The 15,852-nt window shown below is 36.4% G+C and carries 14 protein-coding genes; 7 read left to right on the top strand and 7 right to left on the bottom strand.

Translation table 11 applies throughout. From position 1 onward, the window contains the following. Positions 1-342 precede the first annotated feature (342 nt). Complete coding sequence (locus tag HBN50_RS12445) at positions 343-1,959, bottom strand: S8 family serine peptidase (protein WP_273870479.1); 1,617 nt, start codon at positions 1,957-1,959, stop codon at positions 343-345. Between the two features lie 280 nt (positions 1,960-2,239). On the opposite strand from HBN50_RS12445, the gene HBN50_RS12440 reads away from it, so the two are divergent. The 4 genes from HBN50_RS12440 (at position 2,240) to murA (ending at position 5,895) form a co-directional block, all read left to right on the top strand. Next, on the top strand, positions 2,240-2,710 hold the full coding sequence (locus HBN50_RS12440) for a hypothetical protein (protein ID WP_273870478.1): 471 nt from the start codon (positions 2,240-2,242) through the stop codon (positions 2,708-2,710). A 101-nt stretch (positions 2,711-2,811) separates the two neighbouring features. Further along, positions 2,812-3,576, top strand: a complete 765-nt coding sequence (locus HBN50_RS12435) for a hypothetical protein (protein ID WP_273870476.1) — start codon at positions 2,812-2,814, stop codon at positions 3,574-3,576. Beyond that, a complete protein-coding gene (locus HBN50_RS12430) occupies positions 3,557-4,300 on the top strand; it encodes a hypothetical protein (RefSeq protein ID WP_273870472.1) in 744 nt (247 codons plus the stop codon). Before HBN50_RS12435 ends, HBN50_RS12430 begins: the two co-directional genes overlap by 20 nt. A 101-nt stretch (positions 4,301-4,401) precedes the next feature. Beyond that, positions 4,402-5,895, top strand: coding sequence for a UDP-N-acetylglucosamine 1-carboxyvinyltransferase (gene murA, locus HBN50_RS12425; protein ID WP_273870470.1), 1,494 nt, complete (start codon positions 4,402-4,404; stop codon positions 5,893-5,895). Between the two features lie 28 nt (positions 5,896-5,923). Here the strand turns inward: murA and HBN50_RS12420 are convergent, their stop codons facing one another. Next, positions 5,924-7,066, bottom strand: a complete 1,143-nt coding sequence (locus HBN50_RS12420) for an acyl-CoA dehydrogenase family protein (protein WP_273870467.1) — start codon at positions 7,064-7,066, stop codon at positions 5,924-5,926. A 173-nt stretch (positions 7,067-7,239) separates the two neighbouring features. Between HBN50_RS12420 and HBN50_RS12415 the strand changes: the two genes are divergently transcribed. The 3 genes from HBN50_RS12415 to HBN50_RS12405 are packed head-to-tail and all read left to right on the top strand — an operon-like array spanning position 7,240 to position 11,332. Further along, entirely contained in the window at positions 7,240-9,018 is a 1,779-nt protein-coding gene (locus tag HBN50_RS12415; protein WP_273870465.1) for a hypothetical protein, read from the top strand. Positions 9,019-9,026: 8 nt separating this feature from the next. Then, positions 9,027-9,431, top strand: a complete 405-nt coding sequence (locus HBN50_RS12410; protein WP_273870463.1) for a hypothetical protein — start codon at positions 9,027-9,029, stop codon at positions 9,429-9,431. A gap of 53 nt (positions 9,432-9,484) precedes the next feature. Beyond that, positions 9,485-11,332, top strand: coding sequence for a sensor histidine kinase (locus tag HBN50_RS12405; RefSeq protein ID WP_273870460.1), 1,848 nt, complete (start codon positions 9,485-9,487; stop codon positions 11,330-11,332). Between the two features lies 1 nt (position 11,333). On the opposite strand, the gene HBN50_RS12400 is transcribed toward HBN50_RS12405, so the two are convergent. The 5 genes from HBN50_RS12400 to HBN50_RS12380 form a co-directional block, all read right to left on the bottom strand. Then, positions 11,334-11,942, bottom strand: a complete 609-nt coding sequence (locus tag HBN50_RS12400) for a globin family protein (RefSeq protein ID WP_273870455.1) — start codon at positions 11,940-11,942, stop codon at positions 11,334-11,336. 64 nt (positions 11,943-12,006) lie between these two features. After that, positions 12,007-12,870, bottom strand: a complete 864-nt coding sequence (locus HBN50_RS12395; protein ID WP_273870454.1) for a chemotaxis protein CheX — start codon at positions 12,868-12,870, stop codon at positions 12,007-12,009. Positions 12,871-12,994: 124 nt separating this feature from the next. Further along, positions 12,995-13,828 carry an endonuclease/exonuclease/phosphatase family protein gene (locus HBN50_RS12390; RefSeq protein WP_273870452.1) on the bottom strand — a complete coding sequence of 278 codons (834 nt, stop codon included), beginning with the start codon at positions 13,826-13,828 and terminating at the stop codon, positions 12,995-12,997. A gap of 113 nt (positions 13,829-13,941) precedes the next feature. Next, positions 13,942-14,733: an endonuclease/exonuclease/phosphatase family protein gene (locus tag HBN50_RS12385; protein WP_273870451.1), complete on the bottom strand. Its 792-nt coding sequence runs from the start codon at positions 14,731-14,733 to the stop codon at positions 13,942-13,944. A gap of 32 nt (positions 14,734-14,765) precedes the next feature. Then, on the bottom strand, positions 14,766-15,620 hold the full coding sequence (locus HBN50_RS12380) for an endonuclease/exonuclease/phosphatase family protein (protein ID WP_273870448.1): 855 nt from the start codon (positions 15,618-15,620) through the stop codon (positions 14,766-14,768). Positions 15,621-15,852 lie beyond the last annotated feature (232 nt).

Below are 15,852 nucleotides of genomic sequence, written 5' to 3'. Positions count from 1 at the left end.
CGCACCTAGATATAGAAATCTCTAAGGGGTTGAAATTGTGTACGTGAGCCTTGAGACACCCTTAAAAACTGGGGATTTGGTCATTTTTCCTTATTTTTATGACATAGATCAGCTTAAAATTATAAGTGGGAAAAAAACAGGGGAATGTTTTATGGGAAAAGAGTATTCAAAGACGGATTTGAGAGCTCCGATCCACATTGAGGATAGCTATCTTCAAGGCCCTCTAGGGGATGAGTTTGGAATCGACTCGTACCCCTTTGTGGTATTCTTACTCTTTATCGGAGTTTTTATCTTGTTTAACTCGATAATTAATCCGATTATTTTTAAGTTGATTGGGCCTAGTTAAAGTAGGCGCATCTTCCAAAGAGTTTGAAGCTTTTCAAGATAGTTCGCATTTGATTCTTCTCCTTGGAGAAGAAGCTCTTTTTGAGCCCGCATTTCTAGGGCAAGTTCTTTTATCGATTTTGTTTTATTCTTTAAAAATCTCTTTGCAAGGGCGTGCGCTCTCGTAGGAAAAACCATTCCTCCTGAAGAGCAAGGAAGAGGTTCATCAATGTTTGGAATATAAGCCGTATAAAGAAAGAGGTCTCTAATTTGTCGATTCGTAAGTTCTGGATAGGTCTTCTTTAACTTTATGGATTGATTTACCATCCAAGGTGTTGCCATCGATGTACCGGAATGTTTGATTAATCCACCGCCAAGAGATGCAGCCAAAATATCTGTTCCTGGTGCAAAAATATCGACGACAAGATTTGAAATATTTGAATAGTCGGCAACGTTATAAGTATGAGCGTCATCTTTGGAAAAGGTTGCAGTATTGAGAGCTCCAACTGTGAGTATATTTTCCATTGGAAAAGATGCTGGGTACACACCATTTCGACCATAGTGAATAACTCTTTGATAGTCATTTCCTGCTGCTGCAAAAAAGAGTGTCTCTTTATTTTTTAGAATCATAAATTTTAGATTCATGAATGTTTTTTTAGGAATGTCTTGGAGCGACCAATGAGGAAAACTAAAGCTCATATTGACGAAGTCAATTTTCTCGTCTGTGATTTTATCAGAGATTTGCTTTAGAAAGTAAGCTTCTCCGTATTCTCCTACAAAAGGAAAGAGTGCTACATTTGAAACCCCTGATACCATGATGTGACCGACATGAGTTCCATGAGAAAGAGGGTAGATCTCTCGATCTGGTCTAATCGACTCCAGAGGAAAACCCACACCACTTAAGGCCTGAAGTCCAATGTAATCGTCGACAAAACCGTTTTGATCATTATCTATCCCATCGATTGGATCATTGAAATTAATCGCCAATTTTTCTGCTAAGGCCGGGTGATGATGATCGAGTCCCGAGTCTATTAATGCTACTTTGAGGCGTTTAGAGTTTCGTAAATTTTTAAGCTTCTTATCAAGTTCAGATTGTGATGATTGAGGGTAGGCGGTCTTTAAATCAAAGACTTTATTTTGATCATAATGATAGAGCAATTTATTTGTATCTCTTACAAAGACATCAAAAGCAAAGGCCTTCTTTTCGCGCTTACTTTCGTAGCTATAGTGAATTTCAATCGGCATAAGGTCTAAAGGAGAGTTCATCTTTCTTGTGATGACTTGATTTGAATCGTTGTATGAGTCGATATGAGTTAATTGCTCACTCTCTTTGTCGTAATTGTATTTCTCTAAGAGTGTTTTAACTTTACCTTCTTGAATGTAAGTTTCTTTTTCAAGAGTCACTTCATCAACAAGTCTTATCATCGATTTTTGAATCGTTTGTGGTTGATAAGAAAGAGTGATGTATTCAATTCGATAAGTTGGAATACCATCAACTTCGATTATTTTAAATTCTGTTTTTAGTGGAAGTGATTTCATTTGAAAGAAATCTTCTTCCATTGAAGGTACTTTTAAATCAATAAAGGCAAGTGATGGTAGAGAAAGAATAGCAGATAATAAAAAAGTGAGTTTCATAGGGGATTCCTCTTCTAAAAGAGAGGCGATTATACATAAATAGTTCTTGTTAATGAGGTGAAGTGTAAAAAAAACATCTTCAAATCTCTTTGAAGAGTTCGCCATTTACAAAAAACGGCGAAAACGCATTGTGCTTAATTCGCTAGTTAGGTTTCGCCAAAAAAAACTGCTTTGAAAGCTGGGGAAATAGATTCTTTTTGTAGAGGTATTTAATTGAATAACGATGTCTGAAAAACTAATTTCTCCCCATCAAAACACAAACAGATTAGGGAGACTTACTATGAAAAAAATGATTCTAATTGGACTAACACTTGTTGCTACTTCTGCAGCTGCAAGAACAAAAACAGTTGTTCCACAAATGCTACTTGAGAATGGATTTGAATTCCAAAGCACTAAAGTTACTGACATTTGTCAAAATGCTGATGGAACTTTCCAAGCTCTAGCAAAAAATAAATGTGTTCAGTACTCTAGAAAATTTAACTCTAGAAACGAGTACCTTGATGCTGAAAACGGTTGTCTAAAATATGGAAGCCTTATGCTTTTTGGAGCTGCTACAAAAACTACAGGAAAATGTGTTCAGTGGGGTAGAGATGGAAGTGGTGAGGAAGGTTGTTTAGATGTTGAATACACAACAACAGATAAGCCACTTACTTATACAATCAAAAAATATAAAGTTGAAAGAGAAGACGGAGATGACGTCCTAGGAAAAGTTGTAAGCTCTTGGAACTACACAATTCCTGCATGTCTGTAGTTGTGCATAAGGACCCGAGAATGAAAGTTCTCGGGTCTGTAATTATTATCAAATGAAATGTCTTTATTTCTCCAAAATTTTAAATAAGGTATGTCTATAGAATGAAAAGTTCTATTATCATTCTCTTCGCTTTTTTATCGAGCACAATATCATTTGCTGGAATTGTTCCAGAGATCACGATTAACAACTCTTCTTATCCGCTTAATAAACTCTGTTTTGAGCAAGGTTTTTTGCGTCCGATTGAATGGAGCGGAGTAGATGAAAAGGTTCCAGTCCTGTCGATTACGAATCTTCTTATAGGTCAAAGAACGTTTCATAAAGTTGACCTCATTCCATCAAAGCATCGCTATTACGATAGAATTGAGAAGAAATACAAAAATATTCAAATACAGGAATGTTCAAATTCTATTTTTAATAAGTCATTGGACTCATTCGAAAAAACTCGTAAAGCATCGACCTACGAATCTCTTTTCTATGGGAACTTATTAAATCACGGCCTCAGTGCTACGACGCTAGAGAGTTGGAAGAAGCATCAAAGTCTAGAAGATTATGTTCACCAAGAATATGCAAAGGGTGATCGTATTTCTATGGTTGCCATCTCTAATCTTGATCAAACAAAAGACCTTATTCATTATCAATCATGGAAAGATACTGATCAAATGTCTCTTGGTGGTGAAAGAAGTGGCGGTGGAGGAGGCTCTAAAATTGGAGTCAATTTTAGAATCGATGCTGAGCAAATGAGAAGAATGTCTGAAAATGGAAGTGCTTTGTCGCGTTTTTTAAATATGAGATCAACTTTTGAGTCAGTCGTCGATTACGAGCGAGCGCTGCCAAAAATCTCTATGGATGTTTACAAAAAGGATTAGTGTTGTGATTGAAGAGTTATCAACATTAATCTCAAACTATTTAAAACAAAGACCGCAGCTTAGTTTGAATTCTTTGGCAATCAATATGGGAGTGCCTGAAACGAGTTTGCGAAGAATAAAAAATTGTGAACTTGTTAGACCTCCAAAGAATGACAACTTGCTTAAGATCTTGTCTTTTATTTTTAAGACTGATGACTTGATGGTTATTGCTGAAAGCCTTCAAGGTGATTTAAAAAACTATGTTAAAGAAGAGTTCTTTCTCCCTGAAAAGGGAAGTGTCGCTTTTGATGTCGATCGATTTATTCCTGATCAGCAGAGCTATCTTATTTATAAATTGGCCGCCAATTCAAATGGAGTCGAGAAGTCTGAAGTTCAAAGGCTCTTTGGTGATTTCGGTCTTATGAGTGCTGAGAAAATGGTAAAAAGTGGAGTCTTAGAAGAGAGAGAGAGTTTCTTTTTTAATGTTCACGAATATTTCAGAATGTCAGATGAGAGGTTCATTGAAAATTTTAAAGCTGTTAGTGATTTCATAAAAGTTCGTGGCAATGAGGAACATGCAAACCTTTATTTTAATTTCTCAGAATCACTTTGCCCGAAGGCCATTAAAAAGATTCAAACGATTCAAAAAAAGGCCAATCGGGATATTCTAAATATCGTCGATTCTAAAAATTCTCAGGGTGAAATTCCTTTCTTTTTCATTGGTGCTATCGATTCGATAAAGTAACTTGAATTTCACGACATGTGTATAAAGTTTAGACAACATTCGTTTGTATTCCCTCAATAATACTTATTAGAATTGGCCCGGATCTTGCTTTAACTATCCCTATGAAAACTTTAATTATTACGACATTACTTTTTGCGGCGAGTGCGACTTATGCGAGCTCTGATTTAACAAATGAAGTTAGAAAGAGACGTAATTGTTATCAAATGATGAAAGAGCACACTCATAATCTCAATGCTCTTTTAATTGAGAAGAAACTTTATAATGATGGTGACACCATGGCCGCTTTTGTTGATGAGTCTCTCTCTTTAAAAGGAGTTGGAAAAAAGGTTGTGGTTAAAGGGCCTTTTAAGCTTACAAAAGATATCACGATCAATCCTGCAAAGAATGCGATCCTACCAATTGTTACAAGTTTACTGGTTTCTGATAAACCGGTTCATTTATATGATCTTCCAAAAATTTCAGATATTGATAAGTTAAAGTCTATTCTTTCGAGTTTAGGAGTGAAGATTTCTGTAGAAGGAAATCGTACAACTTTTCATGCTCAAAAAATTAAATCTAATATGGCCGTTTGTGACATGGTTAAAAATATGAGGGCCTCAATGCTTGTTCTAGGGCCATTAATGGCAAGAACAGGTGCTGGTCGCGTTGCTCTTCCTGGAGGATGTCCAATTGGATCTCGCCCATATGATCTACATGTTGAGGGGCTTAAAGCGATGGGTGCTTTCTTTGATGAAGGTGAGGATTACCTACAAGCTGCTAAGAGAGTTGATTTCCCTGAAGATGTACATCTTAAAGGCGGGAAAGTTAAGTTTCACTTTCCAAGTGTTGGAGCAACTCAAAATATCATGAGTGCTGCAGTTCTTGCGAAGGGAACGACGATTATTGAAAATGCTGCGAGAGAGCCTGAGATTGATGATCTCATGAATTTTCTCAATGCCATGGGAGCCCAGATTTCTTGGTCAGCTCCAGGTGTATTAAAAATTGTAGGAGTTAAAGAACTTAAAGAAGTTCACTATAGGCCGATTGGCGATAGAATTGAGGCCGGTACATATGTCATGATGGCCTTGATGACGAAATCACAGATTAAGATTAAAGGCTTCAATCCAAATCATATGGGTGGAGCACTCGAGGCACTTAAGCAAATGGGTGCTAAGATGGATATTGGTGAAGACTACATTGAAGTTTTTCCAAGTGAATTAAAGCCTATTAATGTAAAAACTCTACCACACCCAGGTTTTCCAACGGACCTTCAATCGCCTTTTATGGCGTTGCTATCAACGGTTGAAGGGGAGTCTACAATTATGGAAACACTCTTTGAAAACCGCTTCATGCACGTGCCATACTTTAATGATATGGGAACAGACATTGTTAGAGATGGAAATTTGGCCACTATTAATGGGAGTGAAAATGCCGTTTTCAATTCTACTTCAGCAAAGGCAACTGACTTAAGGGCAGCTGCGGCCCTTATCATGATGGCATCACGCTCAAATGGAGATGTGGAAATTCATGATGTGAAGCACCTTTTTAGAGGTTATTCAGATATTTTAGAGAAATTGCAAGATCAAGGTATTGATATCGAATTAGTTGATGAATAAAAAAAGGCCCTCTTGTGAGGGCCATTTATTATTTCATCATTTCTTTAAGCATGTTTTTTGCGATGATCATAATCATAACTTCATTAGTTCCAGCACCAATTTCATTAAGTTTATTATCTCTCATCATTCTTTCAACTGGGAACTCTCTTGAGTATCCATATCCACCGTGAAGTTGGATGGCATCCAGAGCAATCTTTGTAGCCATCTTAGGGATCGCAAGTTTAACTTGTGCAGCGGCTACGTTTCCAAGTTTTCCTTCGTCATACATTTTAGCTGTATTGTAGAGGAAAGATCTCATCATCTCTGTTTCTGTCGCCATCTCTGCAAGCATCTTTTGAATGAGCTGGAAGTTTCCAATCTCTTTTCCAAATTGCTTTCTTTCTGTTGCGTATTTTAGACATTGGTCAACGCAAGCTTGAGCAATACCTAGTGAGATCCCTGAGATTGTAATTCTTTCGATCTCTAGGTTCTTCATCATGTGATAGATTGAGTCTCCAACATTTCCAACAAGCTGCTCTTTACCAACTTTAGCATTGTCAAAAATAAGCTCTCCAGTAGGTGAGCTTCTCATACCCATTTTATGAATTGGCTTTCCAACTTCATAGTGACCCTTGTCTTTTTCTAGAATGAAAGTTGAAAGGTCTTTTCTGTCGCTTCCAGTTCTCGTGTAAACGTAGGCAATGTCTGAGTACTGAGCATTTGTGATCCACATCTTCGTTCCATTAAGAAGGTAGTGGTCTCCCTTATCTTCCGCCTTTGTTTGGATTCCAACGGCATCTGAACCATATTCTGGCTCACTCATTCCCATACACCCAATATGCTCACCAGTGATGAGTTTTGGAAGATATTTAGCTTTTTGTTCGTCACTTGCGTTGTTTTGAAGGTTATTTACACAAAGCATTGAGTGAGCGAGGTATGAAAGAGTAGAACCAGCGCAGGCCTTACCAAATTCTTCCATAACAATTGTCGCAGCGAGAGCACCCATTCCGGCTCCACCGTATTGTGGATCCGCTGTAATCCCTAGAACTCCGAGTTCCCCCATTTTTTTGAAGGCATCAAGATTGAAAGACTCGTCATGATCATGCTTTTCAGCATGAGGCGCGAGTTCGTTTCTAGCAAAGTCGCGGCAAACTTCTTGCAACTGTTTTTCTTCTTCTGTGAAGTACCACATAGCGTATCCTTTATTGTTGTTCTTATTTATGTCGATGGTTTATAGCCAGAAGTTTATAGCAAAATTGATGTGGTTTCACAACTTTGCGCAATGTGCCTTTTACGTAAGAATAGTGATTTGTGTGCTTTACATCATTTTTTCATTACTGCTAGAATGAATAAATAGGGATTATCATGGAAGAAAGTACTTATTTTAGCGGAGAGAATTTGAGCCTAACCACACCAGTACCACGCGACAATGACGTTGTCTTTCCTGGAGAAAACTTGTTTTTCTACTGGAAGACCTCTGCCTCACTTTGGGAGAGTAAATTGGCCGATTGTCCAATTGTTGGTAAGGTTTTGGTACCAATTAACTGGGCTTTTCACAGTGACACAGGGGATCAGTTTGATTTTGCTGAGACTCGTCCTGAGACTGATCTTAAAAAACTAGTGGATATTGCGCACAACCTTGGGCGCGAGATCGTCTTTCTTTTACCGCTGTCTCCAGCTCCATTTTTAACAAATGGTGGTGTTCCTCATCTACTTTCGAGATCTCTTGCCTCTGGTCCAAATGGAATGGCCCATGCTTTCTTAGACTCGGAGAAAAAGTTAACAAAGATTTTTTCTTTCTACGATCCAAGAGTTTTTCAGGGCTATGCTAGATTTGTAAAGGCCCTTGGTCGCTATTTCTCAGAAAAGGGAATCGGTGAGGACGTCTACGGGATTAACTGTGGAACCATGGTTGAGGGACAGTTTCAGTCATTTTTTAATGACACTTCGAAGGCCTTTGAACAGGCATTTGGCCGTTTTATTCAGGCCAAGAGAGAAGAGAAACTAAAAGATGACCCAAATGATGATACTCCTCTTATATCAAATGCCCAAGATGAAGCTCTTTTAAAGAGCGAATTTAGAAATACAATTAGAGACCTTTATAAGGCCAGTGCTGAATCGTCTCTTAGTGGAAATTGGGAGGGAACTGTTGAATTCTCTTTTCTCTCTAGTTCCAATGAGGACTTTTTTAATCGTTTGAGTGATCACTATGATCGCAAAACCTATACAAGAGACGTTTTCTCATCTCTTAGTCGTGATATCATTCCTTCAAGTGTTTTAATCCCAACTAAGAATAAAGGGCATGTCTTAAAGACTGTTCTTGATGATCTCGTATCTCAGTCTCAAATTCCATTAAAGTTCACAGATGTTTTCTATGATGAAGAAAATTCATCATTTTTTAGACCTCTTAGTTTTATGGAAGTCTACGAAAATGATTTTCATATTGAGAACGTATGGAAAGATAATGGTCTTATCGATTTTATCGAAGAAGACTTTTACCATGCTCATCAGTATAAAAAGATGGATACGTTTAAGTGGGATGAATCGATTGCTATGACAGATACTATTCGTTTAATCGATGGTGGAAGTCTATCAAAAGAGCGCTTTCATGCAATGCTTAAGTTCTTTATGAACGGTGGGCGAGTTATTCTCGATACGAGAGGACTCGGCGATGAACTTCAAAGAAGGCTTGAATCATTTTATTTGGAAAACTCTCTTCAACTTGAAAAACTTAATTACCATACAAGAGTGCAAAATATCTCTCTTGGCGAGGGGCGTTTGGTTCTCATTGATGGAGCTCCATTGGTTTCGCTTTCAAAAGATAAAGCAAGCTCATTTTGGAACAAAGTCTTTTCTACTTTTGAAACACGTCATTTAAAAGTGGATTTACCTGATGGCGTTGATATTTCTTGGAGAAGAAGGTCAACTTCGGCAAGTGAATTGAGCTATGAAGAAGTGAGAAGACTAGGTGTTTACAATGAAAGTTCTTATAAGAAGAAAGTGATTTTCTCTTTACCGAAGAACTTTGCACTTATTAAAGTATTAGATCAAATGAATGTAACGGTAGAGACACATAATAATACTGTTACGGTTGAAATGCTTCCTGGAGCGTCTGTTAATTTTGATTTTGGAATTTATTCTTAGGGAAGGTCATGGATAAGGTTTTTAACGAAGGTGTTGTTGGGGTTTACCATTATAAAACTGCTTCAGTAGAAGAGGGTGGTCTTTATTATCTCAGTACACTTTTTTGTGACTCAGGCGTTTTAGAGAAAAACCATATTCAAGAATTATTTGAACACGAATATTCTACTAAGATTAATCCAGGAGAGGCCGTTGGCCCTTTTGATGGCCTAGATGATCTCAATCGTTTTGCTTTTAGAGTGTGTGAAGAGTTTGACTTTTCATTCATTAGTTTACACTCTGTTGAGCAATATAACTCGTCTTTACAAGAGGTTTCTGACTCGGGCGAGCTTATTGAAAAGCTTCTAAGTGAAGGAAATATCATTCAAAATATTGAACGTAAGAAGAAAGGCTTCTTTAATAAGTTCTTCAATTAAAATTAAGTCATCTTATTCATAATTCCTGAACAGTTTTAATTTACAATAGTCTTATGAAACTATTGCTCAAATTAATATTCATTTCTGTCATGTTTCTTTGTGCCAGTTCAACCTTTGGTGCGAGAAACCTTTTTCATAAAAAAGTACTCATTCTCAATTCTTATACTCCCCAATATCAATGGACACACGATCAAGTCGATGGAATTAGAGAGGCCCTTGATGGTTATATAGAGAATGAAAAAATCCATGTTGAATTTCTTGCGGGAAGAAGATTTTTAAATGATGCGAAGTACTTTGAAAAACTCTTAGATCTCTTTCGCTACAAATATGCTGAAGAGTACCCTGATGTGATTATAACAACAGATGATTATGCTTTGAACTTTCTTTTAAGCATTAAAGAGGAGCTCTTTACGAATGTCCCTATTGTGTTCGCTGGTTTAAATGTGATGAACCAAGAGATCTACAAGAGTCGAAAAAATGTTACTGGTATTTTAGAAGGGCTTGAAGCTAAGAGAAATATAGAATTAATTCAAACTCTTCATCCAAAGACAAAAGAGATCATTTTGCTCTCAGATCTTACGAGTTTTGGTCAAATGATAAAAGAGGAAGCCCTTGCTGAAATAAGGGAGATGAACCTTAAAAACTTAAAAATTACAGTATGGGAAAATTACACATTAAACGAATTATTCGATAAAACAGGCCAATTAAAAAAAGGATCAGTTATTTTATTGTTAGCTGCTCACCAAGATAAAGCTGGTCGCTATTTTTCTTTTTTTACAGAGCTTAAAAAAATGAGTGAACTCAGCTCTGTACCTATTTATGGAATGTGGGGGAGTCTCCTTATAGGCAATGGGATTGTAGGTGGCTATATGACCAATGCTATCGAACATGGAAGGGATGCTGGAAATATGGCCTTGGAGATTTTAAAAGGTCGTTCAGTAGAAGATATTCCTATTGTTGCGAAAACGGGATTTTACCCTGAGTTTGATTATAAAGTTCTTGCTCGATTTAAGATTGATCTCTCAAAGTTACCGTCTAATTCGAAAATTCATCAATATCCGAAAAATATTTATGAAGAGATTCGAGTACCTCTGGCCATTGGAACTGGGACACTTATCTTTCTCTTTTTCATGGTGATTCTTTTAGATCGTCTTGTGAAAAAGAGAACAGAGGAATTAACTCGTAAAGAACAGGAAGCTAGACAGAGTGCAGAGAAGCTTAGGGCCACTAATGAAACTCTCAATGACTTTGTCGGCATTGTCTCTCACGACATCAGAAGCCCTCTTTCAACAATCACCTCGCTCCTAGAAGTATTAGAGCAGGAACCGGAATCTTCTAAGGAAGTAATCCCCATAATTAAGAAGAGTGCTAAGAAATGTTTCAGCCTCGTTAATGATATTTTAGATATCACTGCGATTCGCGCAGGTAAGGTAAAAATTGAATTTAAAACAATACGATTCAAAGAATTGGCGATGAAAGCTTTATTTGAAGTTTCTCACTTCGCAAAGAGTAAGCAAGTCGATATTAAAGTTGATATTGATGAATACTTAAAAGTTGAGGCTGATCCAGACCGCTTAGAGCAGGTTCTAATTAATCTTCTTTCGAATGCAATTAAATTTAGTAATAAGGGAAGTTCTATTCATCTGATTGCTCATGAGGAACAAGACGATATTCATATCTCTGTCTCTGACAATGGAGTTGGAGTTCCGAAAGATCTTCTACCAAAACTCTTTTTAAAAAATGTAAAGACCACAAGAGAAGGGACGTCTGGAGAACAAGGGACAGGTTTTGGCCTACCCCTTTCTTTTGATATTATTAAAGAACATGGCTCTATACTTAAAGTTCAAAGTGAAGAAAATAGAGGCTCAACATTCTCTTTTAATTTAAAAAGAGCACTCTAAATTAGGCCGCTTTTTTTAAGATGCTTGTTGATTCTTCTTCCAACACTTCTAAGATGACTTTTCTTACTTTGGCTCTCATCACATCGCGAATTGTGTCATCAATTTGATCATCAATAGATTCCATTAAAATTTGATGACAAATATCTTTGGCCTTAGATCTAATATGTCCATGAGTTATCTCTAGTACATCAGCACCTTCTTCTTTTTGAGAGGCACCTTCGATCATTGTATTGGCGATGAATTCATAAACTTTGATCCACTCATTTTGTAATTCATTCGTCCACTTGTCTTGGAAAAAATGCGCGAATGTTTTTAAAAGCGTTTGACCAACAAGTGGGTAGTGATCTTCTTCTACACCATAACCGACGTGTCTCTTTCCAGACTTTAGAAGATAGTCTCTAAGCTTTTCTGGGTTATCCAAATTATCTACGGCCAGAACAAGAGCTCCTAGAAGTTGTTTCTTCTGCGCTTCCATATTGACGTTTTCAAAGAGGGGTCTTGCTTGGGGGTAGTCCTGAAAGAGAAATTCATAAAACTTTGAAACTACTTCCATCCCAATTGGGCGAGCGACATCGAATGATTCTCTAATCATTTGAATATTAATACTCATATCTATCTCCTTTAAAAACCGTGATAGGTTCTTATCGAGCTATCATATGAATTAATAAAGGTAATTATTTCTCAAGATAATCCGGACAAATCTTTAAATAGACTGGTCCCATTTTTGTATCGAGTGGAATGACGATAATGTCAAAAGGGCTATCGATTGTTTTAGCGCGTGAATAGGTTGGAATAAGCATGCCAAGGTTGTAATTGTGGACATTGAGATTGGTTTTAGCTCCACCGTATACAATATTAACGAATTCTGAGGCGAGGTCACAGTTTTCATCGTTAAATCCTTCAAAGGGGATTCCTGTCATTTGCTCATATATTTGCTTATAAGTATCGACAGGGAATGAAATGAAAAAGGTCCCATTAAAGAAACTCGATTCAATAACAAGTTTACCTCTTACTCCAATATTTTTATCTTTGGTTTTAGAGAGAAGGTGTGGTTTAAGGGCCTTCACTTCTCCTTGAGTCCATTGTTCAAATGTTGATACGGCTGAATCAATGAAATGTTTCATAAACTGGGTATCAACGTTGTAGCTATTCTTTCCTTTGTTTTCAAATTCTGTAATGAGATTGAGTAGATTACTCGATACCTTTGTTGCATCAGCTGGAAGAAAAATCGCTTTAAGATTTTGAACTTTGACCTCTTCGAGAATGGGCTTTATCTCTTGAAAATTTTCAGAGCCAAGAAAAATATAGCCTCTTTTTCCTCCCTCGGAATTGAGATAGGCATTTAAAATTTCTTTGGTTTTATCTAGTCCAAAACTATCTTCTAAATAGAGTAGATCAATTTTGTGGCCTTGAAATTCTTCCAGAAGATCTTCTGCAGTCGTAATGATTTTGGTTTGAGCCTGACCGTTGATTTTGTCATTTAGCTCACCTAAAAACTCTGGCTTTGTAGAGGCGAAAACCACGTTGGAATTGGACATTATTTTTCCTAATTTGAGATTTCTCTTATTATAAATGAAGCTAATTTACGAAACAATTAAAGAAGAGGAGAGTTAAAATAAATATCAATAAATCAATAGGTTATCTTAACTCTCTGGAGATATTTTAATTAACTTTTAAATTGACGGTCATGGCCTTATGATCGGAACCTTCAATTTGCCCCCAAACTTTGGCATCGCTATAACTTAGACCTTTGATAAAAATAAAGTCTATAATTCTTCCAAAGACGCGCATTCTATCATCATGTTCTTTATCAAATTTTACAACTTTCAGTCCGAGTCGATTCATAAGATCAAAGAGTAGATTTGCTTTTTTCTTTGACCATGTATTGAAGTCTCCCGCGAAAATAATAGGGCCTTTATGTTCTTTAGCAATTGATGCTAAATTATATAATTGATAGGAGAGCTTCTTTGTCGAAACAAAATTAACCGCGTGAATGTTGAGAACGAGAAGGCTCTCTTTTAAGCCTTTCAATTTGTACTTCGTAACCATACTCATCTTAGGCGTCTTAATGATTGGCTCTCTTCTTGGTGATCTCACAGCGTTGGAGAAGATCGGTTCTACTTTAGAAGCGGTAATTACTCCTGTTGGAATCATATCTTCTTCATAGATAAAACTAATCCCTGCATCGAATTGGTGATCTTTAAATTCTTCAAATGTTGATTTCATTTTTTCGTTTAAAAACATTTCTTGGAGAATAAGGATGTCTCTACTTTGACCAAGTTCATTGATATCTTCAGACCAGGATTCTTTCTCGCCTTTGTACATATTCCAAACGAGCAATGAAATATGTTCTGGATCAAGCTCTTCACTTTGAGCTTGCCCGAATTTAATCTGCATTTTATTTTTAGTGGGAATTTTTAAATTAGGCCAAGCATGACAATTTGCTTGTAGTCCAAAAAGGGCAATGATGCCCACTAAGCTCCATCTCATTAGCATAAAAAATCCTTCTTTTATGTATTTCTCTACATAGTTTGAAGGAGTTTCGTGGGAGATGGCAATAAAAAAAATTGCGAATTCCCGCTAGCTTATGAGTCTTGTCGTTAGAAATTTTAAAGTACGTTTAACTTAACTGTCAGTGGTTTGTGATCAGAACTAGTAAAGTCAGATAATACTTTAGCATCTGAGTAATTTAGTCCTTTGATAAAAATATAGTCTAGAGGATTACCAAAGAATGTCATTCTATCATCTTGATCAAATTCGATGGCCTTAAGATTATGAGAGCTCATGAAGCGATCCATGAAGTTAAATCTTTCTTTAGACCAAGTATTAAAGTCTCCAGCGAAAATAATAGGGCCTTTATGCTCTTTTAAAGTAGTGTTGAACTTTGTAAATTGAGAGATAAAGGTTTTAAGTGAGACAAAGTTAATCGAGTGAATATTGATGACCAAAAGTGAGTCATCTCTTCCTTTTAATTTATACTTCGTAACTAAACTCGTTTTTGGAGTTTTAAGAACGGGCTCTCTTTTTTGTGTTCTCATGGCCTTCGCCATAGAAGGACTTGCTATTGATCCTGTAAGGACACCTGTTGGAACATTTGTCTTTTTATAGATAAAACTTATGGCGGCATCAAATTGATAGTACACAAAGCTATCAAAGACAGCATTCATTTCATCGGTGAGCAACATTTCCTGTAAAAGTATGAGGTCTTTGTTGTAGCTGAGTTTCTTTATATCTCTAGGCCAATTTTCCTTTTCTCCCTTGTAGATATTCCAAACGAGAAGGGAAATGTCATCAGGATCGAGTTCATTGGTAAATGTTTGACCAAAGCTTAAATGTTGTTCATTTTCAGTGGGAACCTGGATATTTGTCCAAGCAAAGCTGCTTGAAATACAATAGGTCAAAAAAATGAATATTAAAATAATTTGTCTAGTCTTCAATTTAAATCATCAGTTCTATCTAAAAAATTAACTCTTAAATCTACTGTTAGCGCCTTGTGGTCTGATCCTTCCCTGTCTGTTCTAACCCGCGCGAAGGAATAATCTAGTCCGCGAACATATATGAAATCGAGAGGATTCCCTAAAAACTTAAGTCTATCATCATCTAGAAAATCAATTGCCTTAAGATCATACTCACTCATGTAGTTTTGAAGATAATTAAGTCTCTCTTTTGACCATGTGTTAAAGTCGCCTGCAAAGATAATTGGACCATTATGTAATTTAAGAATTGAACTATATTCATCTAATTGAGATGAAAAGCTCTTTAGGGAGACAAAATTAATTGCATGAATATTTATTACAAGGAGTGTGTCATTTCTCCCTTCTAAACTATACTTAGAAACCATACCGGTTTTAGGTGTTCTTAAAATAGGTTCTTTCACTTTGCTTATAAATGCTTTACTAACAAATGGTTTTGCTCTTGAAGCAGTTATGACACCTGTAGGGATATTTTCGCTCTCATAGAGAAAGCTAATTGCTCCATCAAATTGATAATTAGTAAACTCCTCGAGCACAGATTTCATTTTCTTATTCAGTAACATTTCTTGGAGAAGTATTAAGTCCTTATTGTGGCTTAAGCTTTTTAGATCGGATGACCAATCCTCTTTATTCCCTTTAAAAATATTCCAAACGAGTAGGGAAATCTGATTTGGATTCAATTTTTCTTCTAGTGCTTGTCCAAAACGAAGTTGTTGAAATTGTTCTTCAGGGGTCTTGATCTTCATCCACGCAAAGCTTGTTGAATTCAAACTTGTAAACACAATTAAAAGTAAAACAAATAGTTTAAAAAACATTCAATTCTCCAAGTCATCAGAAATCTTTTTGGAATCGTTAATTAATATTATTGATATTGCTAGGATCTATTTTGCACAATGACTTTATGACTTTATTGTTTTTTTTATATGAATGTGTGAAATTGAAAAGCTACTTATCTTTCTTAATTAAATTAGTAGTTTAAGTCATTTGTGTCCAAGCTAACCTTAGAGTTTTGAAATTTTTAAGAATGGGGTTTGAAATTTAGAATCA

This window comes from Halobacteriovorax sp. GB3, from assembly GCF_028649655.1.
Lineage (GTDB): Bacteria > Bdellovibrionota > Bacteriovoracia > Bacteriovoracales > Bacteriovoracaceae > BSW11-IV.
The sequence above is the reverse complement of the archived record's forward strand: the minus strand, read 5'-3'. Positions and strand labels throughout refer to the sequence as shown.

What these genes read in the sequence shown, in the direction of transcription:
- HBN50_RS12410 (WP_273870463.1), top strand. Translation starts at nt 9,027, where the DNA reads ATGGATAAGGTTTTTAACGAAGGTGTTGTTGGGGTTTACCATTATAAA.
- HBN50_RS12420 (WP_273870467.1), bottom strand. Translation starts at nt 7,066, where the DNA reads ATGTGGTACTTCACAGAAGAAGAAAAACAGTTGCAAGAAGTTTGCCGC.
- HBN50_RS12400 (WP_273870455.1), bottom strand. Translation starts at nt 11,942, where the DNA reads ATGAGTATTAATATTCAAATGATTAGAGAATCATTCGATGTCGCTCGC.
- HBN50_RS12430 (WP_273870472.1), top strand. Translation starts at nt 3,557, where the DNA reads ATGTTTACAAAAAGGATTAGTGTTGTGATTGAAGAGTTATCAACATTA.
- HBN50_RS12395 (WP_273870454.1), bottom strand. Translation starts at nt 12,870, where the DNA reads ATGTCCAATTCCAACGTGGTTTTCGCCTCTACAAAGCCAGAGTTTTTA.
- murA (WP_273870470.1), top strand. Translation starts at nt 4,402, where the DNA reads ATGAAAACTTTAATTATTACGACATTACTTTTTGCGGCGAGTGCGACT.
- HBN50_RS12440 (WP_273870478.1), top strand. Translation starts at nt 2,240, where the DNA reads ATGAAAAAAATGATTCTAATTGGACTAACACTTGTTGCTACTTCTGCA.
- HBN50_RS12415 (WP_273870465.1), top strand. Translation starts at nt 7,240, where the DNA reads ATGGAAGAAAGTACTTATTTTAGCGGAGAGAATTTGAGCCTAACCACA.
- HBN50_RS12405 (WP_273870460.1), top strand. Translation starts at nt 9,485, where the DNA reads ATGAAACTATTGCTCAAATTAATATTCATTTCTGTCATGTTTCTTTGT.
- HBN50_RS12435 (WP_273870476.1), top strand. Translation starts at nt 2,812, where the DNA reads ATGAAAAGTTCTATTATCATTCTCTTCGCTTTTTTATCGAGCACAATA.
- HBN50_RS12380 (WP_273870448.1), bottom strand. Translation starts at nt 15,620, where the DNA reads ATGTTTTTTAAACTATTTGTTTTACTTTTAATTGTGTTTACAAGTTTG.
- HBN50_RS12445 (WP_273870479.1), bottom strand. Translation starts at nt 1,959, where the DNA reads ATGAAACTCACTTTTTTATTATCTGCTATTCTTTCTCTACCATCACTT.
- HBN50_RS12390 (WP_273870452.1), bottom strand. Translation starts at nt 13,828, where the DNA reads ATGCTAATGAGATGGAGCTTAGTGGGCATCATTGCCCTTTTTGGACTA.